The organism is Bacillota bacterium (genome assembly GCA_036504675.1).
Classification (GTDB): Bacteria; Bacillota; Sulfobacillia; order JAJYWN01; family JAJZPE01; genus DASXUT01.
Genome location: DASXUT010000065.1, coordinates 1 through 16,031 on the forward strand (window position 1 = coordinate 1; position 16,031 = coordinate 16,031).

A 16,031-nucleotide genomic window follows, 5' to 3' on the forward strand; every position below is an offset into this window, starting at 1 on the left:
ACCCCGCTTTCTGTAATGGCTAGAATTTCGCACCGGTGGCGGAAAATCCTGCCGTGACAGGCCTGTGGCTGTCGAAGAATGGGCAAGGCTGGCAGGGTGCGTCGGTCCAGGCAGGCGGGCACGGCGCGGGGGCCACCCCCGCGCCGTGCCCGCAGCCCCGCCCGCGCTCCGTCCATTCTCCGTCCGCGCCCTAGCTTCTGGCCAACGTCCGCGCGTCGGTCATCCGTTTCTGGCGCTCCTCGCGGACGATCCTGACCATCGTCTCCTTCTCCAGTTCATCAACGACGTAGAGGGTTCCGCGGGCGACCTCGGCCAGTTCTTGCAGGTGTCGCCGATTCGGCTCCAGCCCGATGCAGGCAAACTGGAGGCCGGCCCGGCCGACCCGGCGGGCCGCCTCCAGGGCGTCGTTCATCGGGTCGATGGTCCACTTGGGGATGGTCGGGATACCGTCGGTTATCAACACCAGGAGCGGGTTGCGGACCCTAGATTGGCGCATGTATTCGGCCGCCCCCATCAGCCCGTGGGCCAGCGGGGTCAGCCCGAGGGGTTGGATCTTCGATAGACTGGCCTGGGCCTCGGCGAAATTGCGGGTGAACGGCACCCAGAGCTGGCTGTCCCGTTCCTGGAAGACAATGACGGCAACCCGGTCGCGGGTCGACAGCAGCAGGTGGGCGGCCAGGAAGCGGGCCGCGCGCAAACGCTTGCCGGCCATGCTCGCGCTGGCGTCGATCAACAGGCAAAGGTCGATGGGCAGGAAGCGGACCCGTTCGATGACGCGGACGTCCGAGCGTTCAATGACGAGGTCCCGCCGTCCCTCGGTACGGGCCCGCTTGGCGGCGGCGATGACCGTGTCGGTCACCGAGATGTCGGTCAGCCACGTCTCTCGGTCGGCCGGCACGACGCTGTGGATGCGGCCGGACCCCTGGCGGACGGGATGCCCGCCATCGAAGCACATCTTCCGCAGGGGCTGGGGGTTGAGCGGCCGGCGACGAACCGACTGGCGCAGGCGGAGGTCGATCTCCCGGCAGCGATACCTCAGGTACTGTTGCAGCTTCTCCCCTTCCCCGGTCAGTCTGAGGCCGGGGTGGCCCTCGCTGATGAGGTTGCGGCGCTGCAGCTGGCGGACCAGCCCCGAACCGTTCTCCATCCGGTCCAGTTGCATGGCCAGGTCCTGCCACTGCTTCTGCTCGGCGATGGCCTCGAGGACGGCCTGCAGCTCCTCCACCGTCCCGAAGTCCTCGGTCAGCTCGGCCACCCGCCGCAGTTGCGCTTCGGCCTCGTCGTCCAGGTCGCCCCGGGGTGGGGCCAGGGGCGGGTTGGGCCCGACCGCTCCTCCTTCGCGGCTCATCCGCCCGCCTTCGGCTTGACCTCCCGGCGGGCGGGGCTCCTTGAGGATGGAATCGGTGAAGTCCGAGTAGTTACTCAGGTCGACCTGGTCACCACCGCTGCCCCGCTCATGGACGATCTTCTCGATCATCCGGATCTCCCGGCCGGCCTCCTGGATGACCCCCTCGACGGCGGCCACGAAGTAGAAGGCCAAGGGGAGATGCCTCGAGTCGAGCTGCATGGCCAGGTGGGCGTGGGTCAGGTGAGCCATCCGCAGCGATTCTTTCCGGCCGTAGGTCAAGAGACCGGTGGCGCGCCCCCCGCCGGTGGCCGTCTGGACGTCCAGGCAATCGGACATCCGGCCGGGGACGACGACCCGTCCGACCTTGGCCATGAAGTCCAGCCCGCCGGGCCCGAAGTCTTGCAGGTAGGCCTCAATGGCCCGCAGGCAGGCGCGGGCCACGGCCCGATGGTCGATCTGGGCCACCTCGTGAAAGACGTCCAGGTGGATGATTTGATGGGGGACGGCCCGGCCGTAGAAGACCTGGCCGGCGTCGGCGTCGACGACCACTCGGACCTCCGAAGGGCGGGCCGACGACACCACGTGCACGCGCCTGGAGAGGACGGCCGATTGCCCCAAGCGAACGCCGCGCCCGCCGGCCAGTTCCGGCCCGATGACCGAAGCGGCCCGCTCCCACTCTTTGCGGCGGACGCGGGCCTCGGGTAGATAACGAGTCCTGAAGGACATGTTCACGCCACCAATCGGCAGGTTCTTGAATCGCGCCGCCCGTAACCCTGGAGCCAGCGCTCGCCCTAGAGCCAGCGCTCGCCCTTGCGCCACCGGTCGTCGCAGGCGATGATGTCCCGCTCCCCCAACTCCACCAAGGGCTTGGCGGGAACCGCCGAGGCCACCGGCTGGGCGTTGGCGGGCGGTGAGACCGCCCCTCCCGCCGCCTGGCTGTTCGCCTCGGGCGATGACTGGTTCTGCCCATCCTGGCCGTTGGCCGCGGCCTGGCCCGGGGTCATCGGCGACCGCCCGCCTTGAGCCGGCGTTCCCCCGCCAGGGGTAGCCTTGGCCGGTCTGGCGGCTCGCGGTCTGGACTGGTCGTCGGGCCTTGACCCGCCCGCCTCAGCGGTCATCCCGAGGCGTTCCCGGAGCTTGGCGAAGAGCCTTTGCCACTGGGTCTCCGGGCGCCCGTCATCGAACGTGAGTCGATCGTTGCTGGGGTTTGGCGAAGCCGTCTCCGGGTTCCCGGAATCCTTTCTCACCGCCTCGGGGTTCGGGCCGGAGGGGGGTGCTTCCTGAGCGTTCCCGCCCTTGCCGTCAGCCGTCAGACCTTGGCCCGTCGTGTTCTTCGGATTGAGTTGGCCGGCGGCGACGGCCGCCGAGGCCATCCGGGCGTCCCGCCCGGCGCCGTGTTCCTCCAAATACTCCAAGGTCTGGCTGAGGGTCGAGAGGTCGACTCGGTGCTGCAGGACCATCGGGGCCACCGAGATGACATCGCCCTGGGTGGCCTCCCGCCGGTCGTCCATCACGGCCACCGTGCAGGCGGCCAAGCCCAGGGCCTCGACGGCCCGCAGGCTCTCCAGGCCGAAATTGACGTAGAGGTCGGCGATGACCTGTTTGACGGCTTCCGGAAGGGCGGCCGCCGGGGCGGCGATCCTCCCCTCCAGCCTCTGGCGGGTGCCTTCGATCGTGGCCGGAGGCCCGGCTTCGGCTTCGCCGGCGGCGGGGGCGGCGGCGGCCGCGGTTCCGGCGGCCACTGTCGCCGGCTCTCCCGGCGTGAGGATGTCCCGGACCACCGTCGATCGGGTCGGACGGGCCATGTTGATGACCAGGTCGAACCGGTCGGACAGCTGGCGACGGATGTTCTCCAGCGGCCCCGGGTCCTCGTCCGGGTTGGAAGCGGCCCAGATCGAAGCAATCACCGGCATCTCCACCGTCGGGAGGCCGGTCTCCTCGATCTGGATCCGTCCGGGCTTCGTCCCCATCACGTCCAAGAGGATGTCGGCCAGCTCCGGCGAGGTGTCGGCCAGTCGGTTGATCTCGTCGACGAGGATGATCCCCCGGTGGGCCCTGGGAATGGTCCCAGGAAGCAGGGCCGCTAGAGGGTTCTGCCGGTCGGTGATCCTGGCCAGATCGATGCTGCCGGCGATCGTCCCGACCTTGGCCGAGTGGGAGATCTCGCAGAACGGGATGGGGATCGTCTCCACCCCTAGGGCGGCAATGGCCTCGGGCGACAGCCCGCGGTGGGTCGGGCAGTGCGGATTGGCCGGATCGCAGTTGTAGGTGCAGCCCTTGATCCGGGCGATCCTCGGCAGGACCGACCTCGCGCTGCGCAGGATGGTCGTCTTTCCCGTGCCCCTCAGGCCTTCGGCGTGGAGGTGCAGCGGCGTGCCCCGCCCCGTGGAGACCAGGGACAGTTCGATCGCTCGAAAAAGCGCGGCATTGCCGCTGTGGCGTACTAGCTGATCGTAAGTCTTCAAAGGAGACTCCCCCTCGGGCTTTCTATCAGCTAGTGTTTCCGCCCGAACCAGCGACAATGCCGTTTCGGCGGCGCTGGGGCCGCCGCAATAACTGGGTTAAGCTGGGGTTTGATTACATTGGTGGAGGCGGCGCGGCGGTACTGGGATAGTCTTCCACCCGTTCGGCCTCGACCGGTGCGACCGGCACCAGCCGGACCTCGGCCTCAATGACCAGCCGCCCGTCGGCACCGCCGGCGGTCGCGGGGGAAGCCCCCGGGGAAGCCGGGACGCCCGGTGGGCCGACGGCCCCGGGCGCCTGGTCCATCAGCACTTCCACCGCCCGCCTGGAGATCTGCAGGGCCATGGCCGCCACGAGGACGGCGATGAAGAGCCCGGCCGCCGGGTCCAGCCAACGCAGGCCGAGCCTGGCCCCGCCCACGCTCAGGAGGGTGACGAGAGTCTTCATGGCGCACGTCCGGTGCTCAGCGGCCGCGGCCAGGAGGGTGGCGCATCGTCGCCGCCGGGCGACCCGCGACTGATACCGGTACATGGCCTCCTTGAGGACGATCGAGACCCCGGCCACGTAGAGGACGATCCGGCCGGGCCCGGCGCCCGTTCTTGACCAGACGGCGACGATGGATTCGAACCCGATTTCCAGGCCGGCCACCGCCAGGACGACCCCGACGATGAGGGCGGCGACGCCTTCTGCCTTGGCGTGCCCGTGGGGGTGGTCGGCGTCCGCCGGTCGGCGGCTGATCTTCAGGCCGACGGCCACCGCCAGGGCGGCGGCCGCGTCGGCCGACGAGTGCAGTCCGTCGGCCAGGAGGGCGTCGCTCCGCCCGACCACCCCGGCGGCGATCTTGGCCGCCGCCAAGAGGACGTTGAGGGCCAGCCCGGCATGGGCGGCCCTGAGGACGGTCCGGTCGTCGGCCGGGAACCCGGAGGGTGAGACATCGGCGTCGTGGTGCAACATTGGACCACCTCTTCCGACCGGCCTTGAGGGGCTGGTCGGCCAATCAGCGCATGACCGCGGCGACCAGGATGGCCGCCCCGATCGAGCAGGCGATGAATTTCACGGCTCGACCGGCCAGGATGAAGGCCAGCATCCACGCCCCCTTGGTCAGCCTGGCGGCGGCCGTCGTCCCGCCGAGGGAGCGCCACAGCCCGAGGCCCAGAAGGGGCCCGACGAGGAGCCCGGAGACCAGGAGCGTCCCGACCCCGCCGGCCAGGGCGTCAAACAGCTGGCGCGGGTCCGGTCCGTAGCGGCGTCGGGCGATGAGGACCAGGGTCGCCTCGGCGACCAGCCCGACGGCCGCCCAGGTCGCGGTAAGGCCGGCTGCCCCGAGGGCGGCCGTCGATACTCGTGAGGCGACAACAAAGAGCGAGCCGGCCAGGACCAAGAGGGCCGGCCCGATCCATCCGGGCCACGAAGCGGTGGCCAACCCGAAGATGCTGATGAGGACGATCACAAAGCGCATGTTCCTGCTTATGGTTTGGCGCAGTCGCGGCGGGTATACGAAAAAGGCGGCCTCAGGTAGACATCTACCTGAAGCCGCCGACCTGGCGGGCCGAATGCTCTCTTTACCTTGGGGGTAAGCATCGAGGCCAGTCGGCCGACCCGATCCCCCCCGTGGTCGACCGTTGAAGGCTGTAAAAGGATTGTATGCAGTGGTAAACACGGCTGTCAACCGTTCCCGTGGTTGACGGAAAACGGCCGGGCGCTGAGCCCGGCCGTCGAACTACCATCGTGACTGTCTTGTCTGGTCGCCCATGAGGTCGCCTACCTGGCCGCTCTGGCCGCCTTCGGGGTGCCCTTGGGGCCGGTGGAGCCGCCCTTGGTCGGCGTCTTGGCCGGCGTCTTGCCCTGTGCCTTATTCTGGTTATGCGCCTTGGCCTGGAGTCTGGCCTGCAGCTTCTTGCGCTCGTCGGCGTTACGCCACATCAACCAGATGGGGCTGGCGATGAAGATCGAGGAATAGGTCCCCGAGGTGATGCCGATCAGGAGGGCCAGGGCGAAGTCCTTGGTGGTCGAGCCGCCGAAGACGTAGACGGCGGCGATGGCCAGCAAGGTCGTCACCGAAGTGCCGACTGACCGCCAGACGACCCCGCCGATGCTCCGATTGACCAGGGCCTCCAGGTCCTCGCCCTTCTTCCGCAGCCTGAGGTTCTCACGGATGCGGTCGTAGACGACGATGGTGTCGTTGATCGAGTAACCGAGCATGGTCAAGAGGGCGGCGACGAAGGGGATGTTGATCTCCTTGCCGATCAGCGAGAAGATGCCCAGCAGGATCAGGGCGTCGTGAAGGAGGGCGATGATTCCGGCGGTGGCGAAGCGGTACTCGAAACGGATAGTGATGTAGATCAGCATGCCCAGCGAGGCGATGATGACCGCCCAGACGGTCATGTTGACCAGTTCGCGGCTGAACTCGGGTCCGACGTCGTCCATCCCTCTGACCTCGAACTGACCGACTTTCGTCCCCAGGTTGCTCTGGAGCGTCCGGCGGTCCTCGGTGGAAAGGGACTTGGTGACGATGATGACTTCCTTGCTGTCGGCCCCGGTCACCTGGACCTTGGCGTAACCGTAGCCGAGGTCGGACAGGGCCTGACGGACCTGGCCGGTCGACACGGTCTGCTGGAAGGCCAGGTCGAGCCTGGTGCCGGAGGAGAAGTCGAGGCCGTAGTTGAGGCCTCGGAAGGCCATCGAGACCAGACCGGCGATGGTGATGACCAAGGAGATCCCGATCCAGATCCACCTGGTCCGCATGTAGTTGAGGTTACGAAGCAAGGGGAGCACCTCCCCACATTCCAAAGAACCATCTGGGGTCCTTGATCAGACCGGCGCCGACCATGTTCTTGATGATGAACCGGCTGAGGACGACGGCCGTGAACATGCTCATCAGGACGCCGATGGACAGGGTCACGGCGAAGCCGCGGACCGTGCCGCTGCCGAAGAAGAACAGGACCCCACCGGCGATCAGGGTGGTCACGTTGGAGTCGATGATCGTCCGCATGGCATTGTTGTAGCCGGCGTCGATGGCCGACCGCATCGTCCGTCCGTTGCGGAGCTCGTCCTTGATCCGTTCATAGGTGATGATGTTGGCGTCGACGGCCATGCCCACCGAGAGGATGAAGCCGGCGATGCCGTGCAGGGTCAGGGTGGCGTGCATCCCCCAGAGGACGAGAATCGTCAGCCCGGCGTAGAGCGCCAGGGCGAAGCTGGCGACGGCCCCCGAACCGAGGTAGAAGATGACCATGAAGGCGACGACCGCGGCGGCCCCGATGAGGCCGGCCGTCTTGCTCTTGGCCAGCGAGTCCTGACCGAGGGCGGCGCTGACGACCATCGGCCGTCCGACGGCAATCTTCACCGGGATGGCCCCGGCGTTGAGCATGACCGAGATGTTCTGGGCATCATTCAACGTCTTGTACCCTGTGATCTGGGCCTTGCCGTCGGGGATCTCTTCGATGACGTTGGGGGACTGGATGACCTGCTTATCGAGAAGGATGTAAATCGGCTTGCCGATGTTGTCCTTGGTGGCCTGGGCGAACTTCTTCGCCCCGTCCGCCTTGAACTCCAGAGTGACAACATTCTCGCCGGTCGACAGGATGACCGCGTCGGTCTTCTGAAGATCGGTCCCGGTGAGGACGGGCTTGGCCGTCGGGTCGTTCTTGGTCAACTTGTCCATGTTCGCCTGATCGTAGAACTCGAGGTAGGCGGTCCGGCCGATGACGTCCAGGGCCTGCTCGTAGTCCTTGATGCCCGGCAACTGAACGACCATCCGCTTGTTACCGGACCGGTAGATGGTGGGCTCCGTCACGCCCAGGCCGTTGACCCGGTTGTTGATGACTTTCTCCAGCTTGACCATGTCCTCGGCCGTAACCGGATGATCGGGTGTGTCGACGGCGTCAATGACGACTTCCATCCCGCCCTGGAGGTCTAGGCCCAAGCGGACCTGCTTCAGGACTGGATTGAATTTGCCGAGATAAACCCCGAAACCGGCGACGATGACGAGGAAGATAAGTAGGTAGACCAAGCTACGTTGGTTTTGCCCCACTCTTCTTCCCTCCCCCATTTAGAATAGCGACAGAAATGCATCCGCCCAATCGACCTGGTGTACAACGACTAATTATATCCTCGCTCTTAAAAGCTTGTCAATGAACGAGGATGGGCTGACTACCAGCGATTCACTCCTTCTTACGGCGGCCGCGGAAGGTTGTCGCCGGCTGATTTCGAGCCCTACAGCAGCCGAGTCTCATTCATACTGAGCTCAAAATTGCAGCCGAGGAAGGTCGCCGCCCGCCGACAGATGATCATCCGGGAGAGGAAGATTTCGAAGTACTCCATAACCGGCGAGATCTTCGTGTCGATCTTCAACTCGAGGGTGATCGTCTTGCGCTTTGGGTCGACCCGGACGAAGGAGTATTCGGCGGCATAGTTGACCCGGTCATGAATGTCGAAGGTGGCCGGGTCGGTATTGCGAACGCGAGTTCGATGAACGTCAGATTTATCGGCGATGATCACGGCCGCGCCGACATTGTTGACCACCTGTCCGTCGTCCTCTTCGTGATTGCCGACGGCCGCGACCACCGTGGCCACCTCATCGTAAGGCATCCCCAGGCGGCCGAGGATACGCATGGCGATGAGCGCCCCCGCCTGCGGATGATGGACCCGGTTGACCACGTTGCCGAGGTCGTGCAGATGGCCGGCGATCGCCGCCAGCTCGCACTCGCGGGCCGGGAATCCCAGGTAACTCAAGATGTTCCGAGAGATGCTCGACACCAGGTTGACGTGACGGCCGGAGTGCTCGGTGTAACCCATCGCGCCCAGGACTTCGTTGCCCTTGGTGATGTAGGTTTCGACTTCGGGATCGCGTTTGACCTCATCAATGGTCAGCGGGCTGGGCATAGCTCGTCCTCCTTGTCTCGGTTCAGGCTTATTCTACCCGCTCGGCCGGCTTCGATGGCCAGCCAGCTTAGGGCCGGCTTGCCTCGTTATGGCCGCCCGATGATGGTTCGCTCGTCCCCACTGCGTCTGGTGAACCTGGCCTCGTCCAAGCGTTCGAGGAGCGGGACGGCCACCCGGCGCGAGGTCGCCAGAAGGTCGCGAACCTCGGCCACGGTGAAGGGTCGGCCGGCAAAGGCATCGGCCAGACGACGCCTGGCCTCGGCCAACGCCGATTGATGAACGTAGAGGTCCGGGCCGAGCTTGGCCAGACAAGGCGCGACCAGATGATTGAAGACCTCGTCGACCGGCCAGTCACCGGACACGGCCGTTCGGGCGGTTCGGACGGCCTCCTCGACGGACGGTGGGTTGAAGAGGTCGCCCCGGAAGGTCTCCTCGAGAACGGTCGCCGCCCGCTCCTCGGCCGGACTGGGCCGCACCGCCCAGCCGGCGGCGGCGACCAGGTCGTGCTCACTGGTCATCCCCCTCTGCCCGAGGTCGGCCAGGAAGGCCGCAAAGGGCTTCGGGGCGAGCCCGAGGCGGCTCCGCAGGTCCTCCTTGGGGAAGCCCGGGCGCAACGGGTAGCGGCGATGGTGGTCCTGGACGGTGGTCACCGCCGTTTCCTTCAGCCGGTCGAGGACGCCCACGTCGCCGTAGTAGTCCCCCCGCTCATCCAGAACCCGAATGCGGCCCGAGACGATCAAGGCCTTAAGGGCCTCGGCGGCGACGGCCTCCGGTAAACCGGCGGCCTTGGCCACTTCGGCCGCCGTGGCCGGCCCGCCCAGGCGGTTCAAGGCTTCGGCGGCGACGGCCTCCGGGGCGCCGCTCTCGACGGCCCGCAGACGTTTGAGGAGGTCGACCCGGCGCCGTTCGCCTCGGTCGAGGGAGGGCTCGACGACCACCCCGCCGCCGATGGTGGTCACCGGCGAGTAGGAGCGGATGACGAAGCGGTCCCCCCTCCCCGCCACCACATCTTCCTCGGCGATGAGGATGGCCAGGGCATCGTCGCCGGGCCGGAGTTCTTCGCGGTCGAGGAGGGAGACCCTGGCGATGACCTCGGTCGTCCCCAGGTGCAGGTGGACCCGCGCCGCCTGAGCCAAAGCCCGCGGGGCCTTGGGCAGTAGGCTGACCCTGACCCCGAGGCGTCTGGCGGCGGCGAAGCGCCCCGGTTCGGCCAGGACCTGCCCGCGGTGCAACTGATCGAGGTCGGCGCCGGAGAGGTTGGCCGCCACTCGCTGGCCGGCCCTCGCCCGCTCGACCTTGCGGTCGTGGACCTCGAGGCCGCGGACCCGGACCTGGTGGTCGCCGGGCAGGACGACGAGGGATTGGTCCCTGGCGACGGTCCCGGAGAAGAGGGTCCCGGTGACGACCGGGCCGAAACCCGGCACGACGAAGGCGCGATCGACGGGCAACCGGACGAACCCGGCCGCGTCCCGCCCGGGGACGGTCGCGGAGAGCTCATCCAGGGCCGCCCTGAGGGCATCCAGCCCTTGCCCGGTGACGGACGAGGCCGGGATGACCGGGCAGCCCTCCAGGAAAGTCCCGGCGACCAGGGAACAGACCTCGCCGACGACCAAGTCCAGCCATTCCGGGTCGGCCAGGTCGGCCTTGGTCACTGTCACCAAGCCTCGACGCAGGCCGAGAAGCGATAAGATAGCGAGGTGCTCGCGAGTCTGCGGCATGACCCCTTCGTCCGCCGCCACGACCAGGAGGACGAGGTCCACCCCGGTGGCCCCGGCGAGCATGTTCTTGATGAAACGCTCATGCCCGGGGACGTCGACGAAGCTGATCGTGGTCCCGCTTGGCAGGACCAGGCGGGCGAAGCCCAGGTCGATGGAGATGCCGCGGGCCTTCTCCTCCGGCAGACGGTCGGTGTCCACGCCGGTCAGGGCCTTGATCAGAGCCGTCTTGCCGTGGTCGACGTGGCCGGCCGTGCCCACCACGATGTGCCTGTCCTTCACGCCGGGTCTCCCGCGGTCAGCCCGGTGAAGGCGGCGACGACGACCGGGAACTCCTCGTCGGCGATGGTTCTCACGTCCAGGAGGACCTGTCCCTGGCTGACCCGGGCAATCACCGGCGGGTCGGCCCGGCGCAGCCCGGCCTCGATCGCCTGCGCCGGCAGCTCCGGCCGGGACGGGGTCAGGGCGACCAGCCAGGTCGGCAAGTCGACCGCGGGCAGCGACCCGCCGCCGGCCGGGGACGTCCCCGGGACGACGGTGAAGGGCCCCAGGGCGGCGGCCCGCGCCCGCAGCCTTCGCGCCAGCCTCCTGGCCTTCTGGACCAGGTCGGCCGGGTCGGCCAGGAGGGCGGCGAGGGTCGGGATCTCCCGCTCGGCCCGCTCCGGCTCGAGGTACAACCGGAGCGTGGCGACCAGCGCGGCCAGGGTCAGCTTGTCGGCCCGGAGAGCCCGCATGAGCTGGTTCGAACGCATCTTCGCAATGACTTCCCGGCAGCCGACGGCGAGGCCCGCCTGCGGCCCGCCGAGGAGCTTGTCCCCGCTGAAGGTGACGACCTCCGCCCCGGCCTTGACGCTCTGCTGGACGGTGGGTTCGGCGGGCAGCCCACGGGCCGCTAAGTCGATCAGGGCGCCGCTGCCGAGGTCTTCCATGACCACCAGACCGCGACGCCGGCCCAGGGCGACCAGGCCGTCCAGCCCGACCTCGGCGGTGAAGCCGATGACCTTGTAGTTGCTGGTGTGAACGCGCAGGAGAAGAGCGGTCTCCGGGGTGATCGCCTCTTCGTAATCCCTGAGGTAAGTCTTGTTGGTCGTCCCCACCTCGACCAACCTCGCCCCGCCCTTGGACATGACTGCCGGGACCCGGAAGGCGCCGCCGATCTCGACCAGCTGGCCGCGGGAGACGACGACCTCCCGGCCCGCGGCCAGAGTGTCCAGAGCCAGCATGACCGCGGCGGCGTTGTTGTTGACGACCAGCGCGGCCTCGGCCCCGGTGAGTTCACGAAGGAGACCCTCGACGTGGTCGAGGCGCGACCCCCGCTCACCGGTCATCAGGTCCAGTTCGAGATCGCTGTAGCCGGCGGCGACCGCGGCCAAGGCTTCGCGGGCCGGCCGGGCCAGGACGGCCCGGCCGAGGTTGGTGTGGAGGGTCACCCCGGTGGCGTTGATGACCCGCCTCGGCCCGCCCTTTCCCTTGCTCCTCAGCCGGGCGGAGACCTCGGCGGCGATCAGGTCGGTCACTTGTCGGCGGTCGTCAAGACCGGCCAAACGCGACGCCAGGCCGGAATCACCGGCCCGCGCTAAGTCAAGAAGCTGGCGGATCTCCATGATCACCAGGTTCCTGGGCAGACCGCTGAGGCCCCCGTGGCCTTCAACAATCCGCCAGACCTGATCGACCGAGGGGAGATGACGAAGTTCGTTTCCGCTGACGGGGCTCAAGGCGATGAGTGACCTCCGTGATCGGTCCGCTTGGCCAAGGCCGGCGGGTCGACCATGCCCGCCATCTACTTTCTCCCTTTGGTTGGGGTTTCCTTTTTTATTATGGCTTAACCGGCCGAGGACAAACACGAGAAAGGCCGCCCCGTTGGGCGGCCTGGGCAGGTTCACTCGGCGTCGTGGGTCGACTTGGGCGGCCATGGCTTCCAGACCTGCGACGCATGGGGCTGGGCAGGGGGCTCGGCCGGGGACCCGGCCATTCCCGGGCCGACCCGGTTGGCGGTGGTCCACTCGGAAGCGGCGGGCACGGACGCTTCCGGGGCGGGGGCCCCGGGCGGGGCCGGGGCCCCGGGCGCGGCGGGCGCCACCGGGGCTGCGGGAGCTACCGGGGCCATGGGCTGGGCCGCTGGCCAAGGCTGGGCGGCCGGCCACTGACCCGCTGACGGCCATTGTCCAGCGGTCGGCGGCCATTGCTGGGCGACCGGCCAAGGCTGGGCCGCCCAGTCGGCTGGCTCCGGACCGGGCTTCGGCGGTTGACCGGCGAGTTTCGAAGCCCCGCTGCCGAGGTCTGTGTGGGCCTGAGCCCCGCAACTCATGGCGGCCTCCAGCCACCGGACGGCCGACCCTCAGCCGTGGGGTCTGGTCGGGGAGCCCGCCGGCTTGGGCGCCGGCCAGTTCGTGAACTCAGGCGGCATCGGCGGCATCCCGGTGTCTTCTTGCCCCCTTCCGGCAATGACCTCGGCCGCGCGACCACTGACTCCCACGTTTAGTCGGGCTGACCCCGGAGGGGCGACCTGATAGACCTGGCCTTGGGCGAAGGTGATCGACGGGAGGCGGGCGACAGGCGGGCCCGCCTTGACGGCGGCCGGCGGCAAAGGCGCCTGTTCGGAGGGTGGCCTGGTCGGCGGCGGTGTGGGTGGCTGGGTCGGCGGCGGCGTGGGTGGCTGGGTCGGCGGCTCTAGCTTGGCTGGCCCGGCGGCTTCGCTCCGGGCCTCGGCTGCCTTGATGCCCGCCGCTCCAGCGCCGTCTGTCACCGCCTCGCCCGGCATGGGCCCTTCCGACTGGGTTTCGACCACCCGGCGGGATTGGGCAGCGGCTCTGGCCCTTTCGGTCGCGGCCCGCAGTTCATCGGGGACGCCCGGCAGTTCCTCCAGGTCGGCCTGGAAGTATCGGCACAGACCCCGATAGATAGCGCGGGCGCAGAGGGCGCGGTAATCCTGATTCAGGAGCAACCTTTCTTGCTCCGGGTATTGATGGCAGCCGCACTCGATGATCACGGCCGGTACGCCTGAGGCGAGCAGGAGACCGCAATACCCGTCGACGTCCCGGGCCCTCCAAGCAAACCGACGCAGGAACGGCGGGGTCCCGACGACGTCGACCATCTCCGCGGCGACCAGCCCGGCCAGCCGATATGACGTGAACGGCCGGCGACAGTTGGCGATGACGGCTGGACTCAGACCGGCGCCGGCTCGGACGCCGCCAGTGTGTAACGACAGCAAGAGAGCGGGGCGTTCGCGACGGGCGGCGGCCAGACGCTGGGCGACCGGGACATGGTCGTCTCCGGCCCGAGTCAGAATCACCCTTGCCCCGGACGCCCGCAGCAGGTGGGCCAGTTCGAGGGCAATGCTAAGGGTCCCGTCGGCTTCGTGGTAGCCGAGGGCGCCGTGGGCGCGCCGGTCGCGACCACCGTGGGCGGGGTCGATGACCACCACCCGCCCGTGAACCACGGAATCGAGGTAGACGGTGTTAGTCTCGACGTCGTGGAAGAACGGGATCTCCATCCCCCGTCCGGCCGCCCACAGGGCCTGGGCGGGGTCGAGGAAGCCCCCGTCCGGATGGGCGATTTCGACGTTCCTGACGACCAATCTGACCATGAGTCCCACCCCCGCGGCTTGTGACATTCACCCATATGCTATGTCCGGCCGCCCCGCGGTGTTCGGCCGGGGACTGGAACAAGGCCCTCGGCTCGCTTGAGGGCGGATGACCCCCGGAGCGTCGGGAGGGCAAACGAGGGAGAATGAAAAAAAAGGCCCCGCCAGAAGCGGAGCCGCGTCGAGTCAGAGACTTGGCGGGGCAATTTCGATTGGAATCTATTTGCCGATGAAGAACTGGGCGACCATGACTCCCGAGGGGGACAGGTCGATGACCCCGATGCCGACCTCGGTGTAGGTCGAGTTCATGATGTTGGCATGGTGGTCAGGACTGGCCAGGAGTCGATAGTGAGCGGTGTAGACGCTGTTGGCCTCGCCGAGGTTCTCTCCGGCGGTGGTGAAGTAGACACCGGCCCGTTTCATCTGGTCAAAGGCCGAACCAAGGGTCGGCGACTGATGGGCGAAGTAGTTGTTGGTCACCATGTCCTGGGCCTTCTGGCGGGCCAGAGCGACCAGGGTCAGGTTGATCTTCAAGGGGGCTAAGCCATTCCCGACCCGGGCCTGGTTGACCGCGTCGAACATCCACTGCTCCTCGGCCGTGAGCCCGGCCACCGGCGGGGGCGGGGGCGTGGTCGTGGGAGGGGTCGTCGGCGTCGGCGGGGTCGTCGGCGTCGGCGGGGTCGTGGTCACAGGTTGGTGCCAGCGATAGGCCCAAGCCGACCAACCGCCGAGATACCCGCCCACCGGCGTGGGCGTCGGAGCGGGTGTCGGCGTCGGAGCGGGCGCCGGTTGGGGCACCGGCTGCGGCGCTGGGGTCGTTGAAGGCCGGCCAATCGATCTGCCTTGGTAGTAATATGTTAGGTACCAGGAGGCGGCCGCCGGCCGCGCCGGAACCAAAGCGAGGGCCATGAAAGCCACCAGCGAAAGGGCGAAAACCCTAGTGATCTTAGCTCTCCTTTTCAATCTCGCTCCCCTCTCGGACTTAGATTTCGCGGACAAGCCCATGATCCTAAGGGTAGACTATCGGAAGCCTTTGGTCAAAAGCTCAAGAAGGCCCTGATGTCGCAGTTTTTGGTAAGGATACCAGCATGATTCTGGAATCCACCAAGATACGCTATTTTCGACAGTACTGGAAACAAAAGGGCAGCGTAAACAGCTTATGTCGGGAACGATTATGGGCCACGGGCCATAACATGAAGCGGGATTGGGGAATTTCCCGTCCCGCTTCATGCATCTAGCTCCGGACCATTTCGCTGAAAGGAGGTGCAATATAGGAAAGCCATGTCGGATCTTCTGAAGCCAATGAGCGGGGAGCAAGCGATTATTCCCGGCCCTTGTACGCCGGCCACACCGTGTCCGCCGATCACTGAGATCGTCTGCGTCGACGTCGACAAGGTCTTCGACTCTTGCTCCAACGTCGAGTGCGCGGAGTTCTGCGTGCCCTTCGACACCGTTGGGGTGACGATCACTCCGGTCACGCCGGTACCCGTCCCGCCCTTCACCTTCGTCAGTTGCACGGCGGGCCCGGCCACCGTCGGACCGATCACCACGGCGGCCGTTCCCGGTCAACCCCTGCTCCAGCGGGTGATCGGGACCATCTGCGGGCCGGCCAGCGTCACCTTCACCGACGCCGCCGCTCAAACCTTCACCATCAGCCTGCCGGCCACCCAGCTGTGCTTCAACCAGGACGTCCTGCTCTTCATGCCGAACCCGTCGACGATGTTCGGCAAGATCGAAGTGGTCACCTTCGCCTGCCTGGGCGCCCGGGTCATCACCACGACCACTCCCTTCAGCGTCTGCGTGACCATCGGCCTCCGGGCCATTGTCAAGAGTGAAGGCCAAGTCCAGCTGATGCTCGGCGCCTTTGGGTACTGCCCGGTCCCGCCGACCTGCCGCGAGCTGGGTAGCCTTTGCGAGGGCTTCATCGCCGCGCCATTCCCGACCGTGTTCCCGCCCGAGATCTTCGAGGTGCCGCTGACGACCACGCATACGCCCGTCGGATAGCCCCGGAGACCTGGCGGGTTCAGGGAGAGAAAAA

General features: G+C 67.4%; 12 protein-coding genes. 1 reads left to right on the plus strand and 11 read right to left on the minus strand.

Features of this window, described 5'->3' with window-relative positions; genetic code table 11:
• Nucleotides 1–190: 190 nt before the first annotated feature.
• The 11 genes from VGL40_04855 to VGL40_04905 all read right to left on the minus strand — a co-directional run bounded on the left by VGL40_04855 (nucleotide 191) and on the right by VGL40_04905 (nucleotide 14,683).
• Nucleotides 191–2,074, minus strand: a complete 1,884-nt coding sequence (locus tag VGL40_04855) for a VWA domain-containing protein (GenBank protein HEY3314596.1) — start codon at nucleotides 2,072–2,074, stop codon at nucleotides 191–193.
• Nucleotides 2,075–2,139: 65 nt separating this feature from the next.
• The gene (locus VGL40_04860) at nucleotides 2,140–3,813 is read right to left on the minus strand and encodes a magnesium chelatase (protein ID HEY3314597.1); all 1,674 of its coding nucleotides are present in this window, start codon (nucleotides 3,811–3,813) and stop codon (nucleotides 2,140–2,142) included.
• 112 nt (nucleotides 3,814–3,925) lie between these two features.
• Nucleotides 3,926–4,765 carry a cation diffusion facilitator family transporter gene (locus tag VGL40_04865; protein HEY3314598.1) on the minus strand — a complete coding sequence of 280 codons (840 nt, stop codon included), beginning with the start codon at nucleotides 4,763–4,765 and terminating at the stop codon, nucleotides 3,926–3,928.
• 43 nt (nucleotides 4,766–4,808) lie between these two features.
• The gene (locus tag VGL40_04870) at nucleotides 4,809–5,270 is read right to left on the minus strand and encodes a hypothetical protein (GenBank protein ID HEY3314599.1); all 462 of its coding nucleotides are present in this window, start codon (nucleotides 5,268–5,270) and stop codon (nucleotides 4,809–4,811) included.
• Between the two features lie 302 nt (nucleotides 5,271–5,572).
• Nucleotides 5,573–6,577: a protein translocase subunit SecF gene (secF, locus tag VGL40_04875; GenBank protein ID HEY3314600.1), complete on the minus strand. Its 1,005-nt coding sequence runs from the start codon at nucleotides 6,575–6,577 to the stop codon at nucleotides 5,573–5,575.
• Entirely contained in the window at nucleotides 6,567–7,844 is a 1,278-nt protein-coding gene (gene secD / locus VGL40_04880) for a protein translocase subunit SecD (GenBank protein HEY3314601.1), read from the minus strand. The genes secF and secD overlap by 11 nt, the downstream gene beginning before the upstream one ends.
• A gap of 182 nt (nucleotides 7,845–8,026) precedes the next feature.
• Nucleotides 8,027–8,695, minus strand: coding sequence for an HD domain-containing protein (locus VGL40_04885; protein ID HEY3314602.1), 669 nt, complete (start codon nucleotides 8,693–8,695; stop codon nucleotides 8,027–8,029).
• 86 nt (nucleotides 8,696–8,781) lie between these two features.
• A complete protein-coding gene (selB, locus tag VGL40_04890) occupies nucleotides 8,782–10,692 on the minus strand; it encodes a selenocysteine-specific translation elongation factor (protein ID HEY3314603.1) in 1,911 nt (636 codons plus the stop codon).
• Entirely contained in the window at nucleotides 10,689–12,125 is a 1,437-nt protein-coding gene (gene selA, locus VGL40_04895; protein HEY3314604.1) for an L-seryl-tRNA(Sec) selenium transferase, read from the minus strand. The genes selB and selA overlap by 4 nt, the downstream gene beginning before the upstream one ends.
• Before the next feature lie 623 nt (nucleotides 12,126–12,748).
• A complete protein-coding gene (locus tag VGL40_04900; protein HEY3314605.1) occupies nucleotides 12,749–13,996 on the minus strand; it encodes an N-acetylmuramoyl-L-alanine amidase in 1,248 nt (415 codons plus the stop codon).
• 216 nt (nucleotides 13,997–14,212) lie between these two features.
• Nucleotides 14,213–14,683 (minus strand): CAP domain-containing protein, encoded by a 471-nt coding sequence (locus VGL40_04905; protein HEY3314606.1) that lies wholly within the window; start codon nucleotides 14,681–14,683, stop codon nucleotides 14,213–14,215.
• A gap of 612 nt (nucleotides 14,684–15,295) precedes the next feature.
• On the opposite strand from VGL40_04905, the gene VGL40_04910 reads away from it, so the two are divergent.
• A complete protein-coding gene (locus VGL40_04910) occupies nucleotides 15,296–15,997 on the plus strand; it encodes a hypothetical protein (GenBank protein ID HEY3314607.1) in 702 nt (233 codons plus the stop codon).
• The last annotated feature ends 34 nt before the right edge of the window (nucleotides 15,998–16,031 follow it).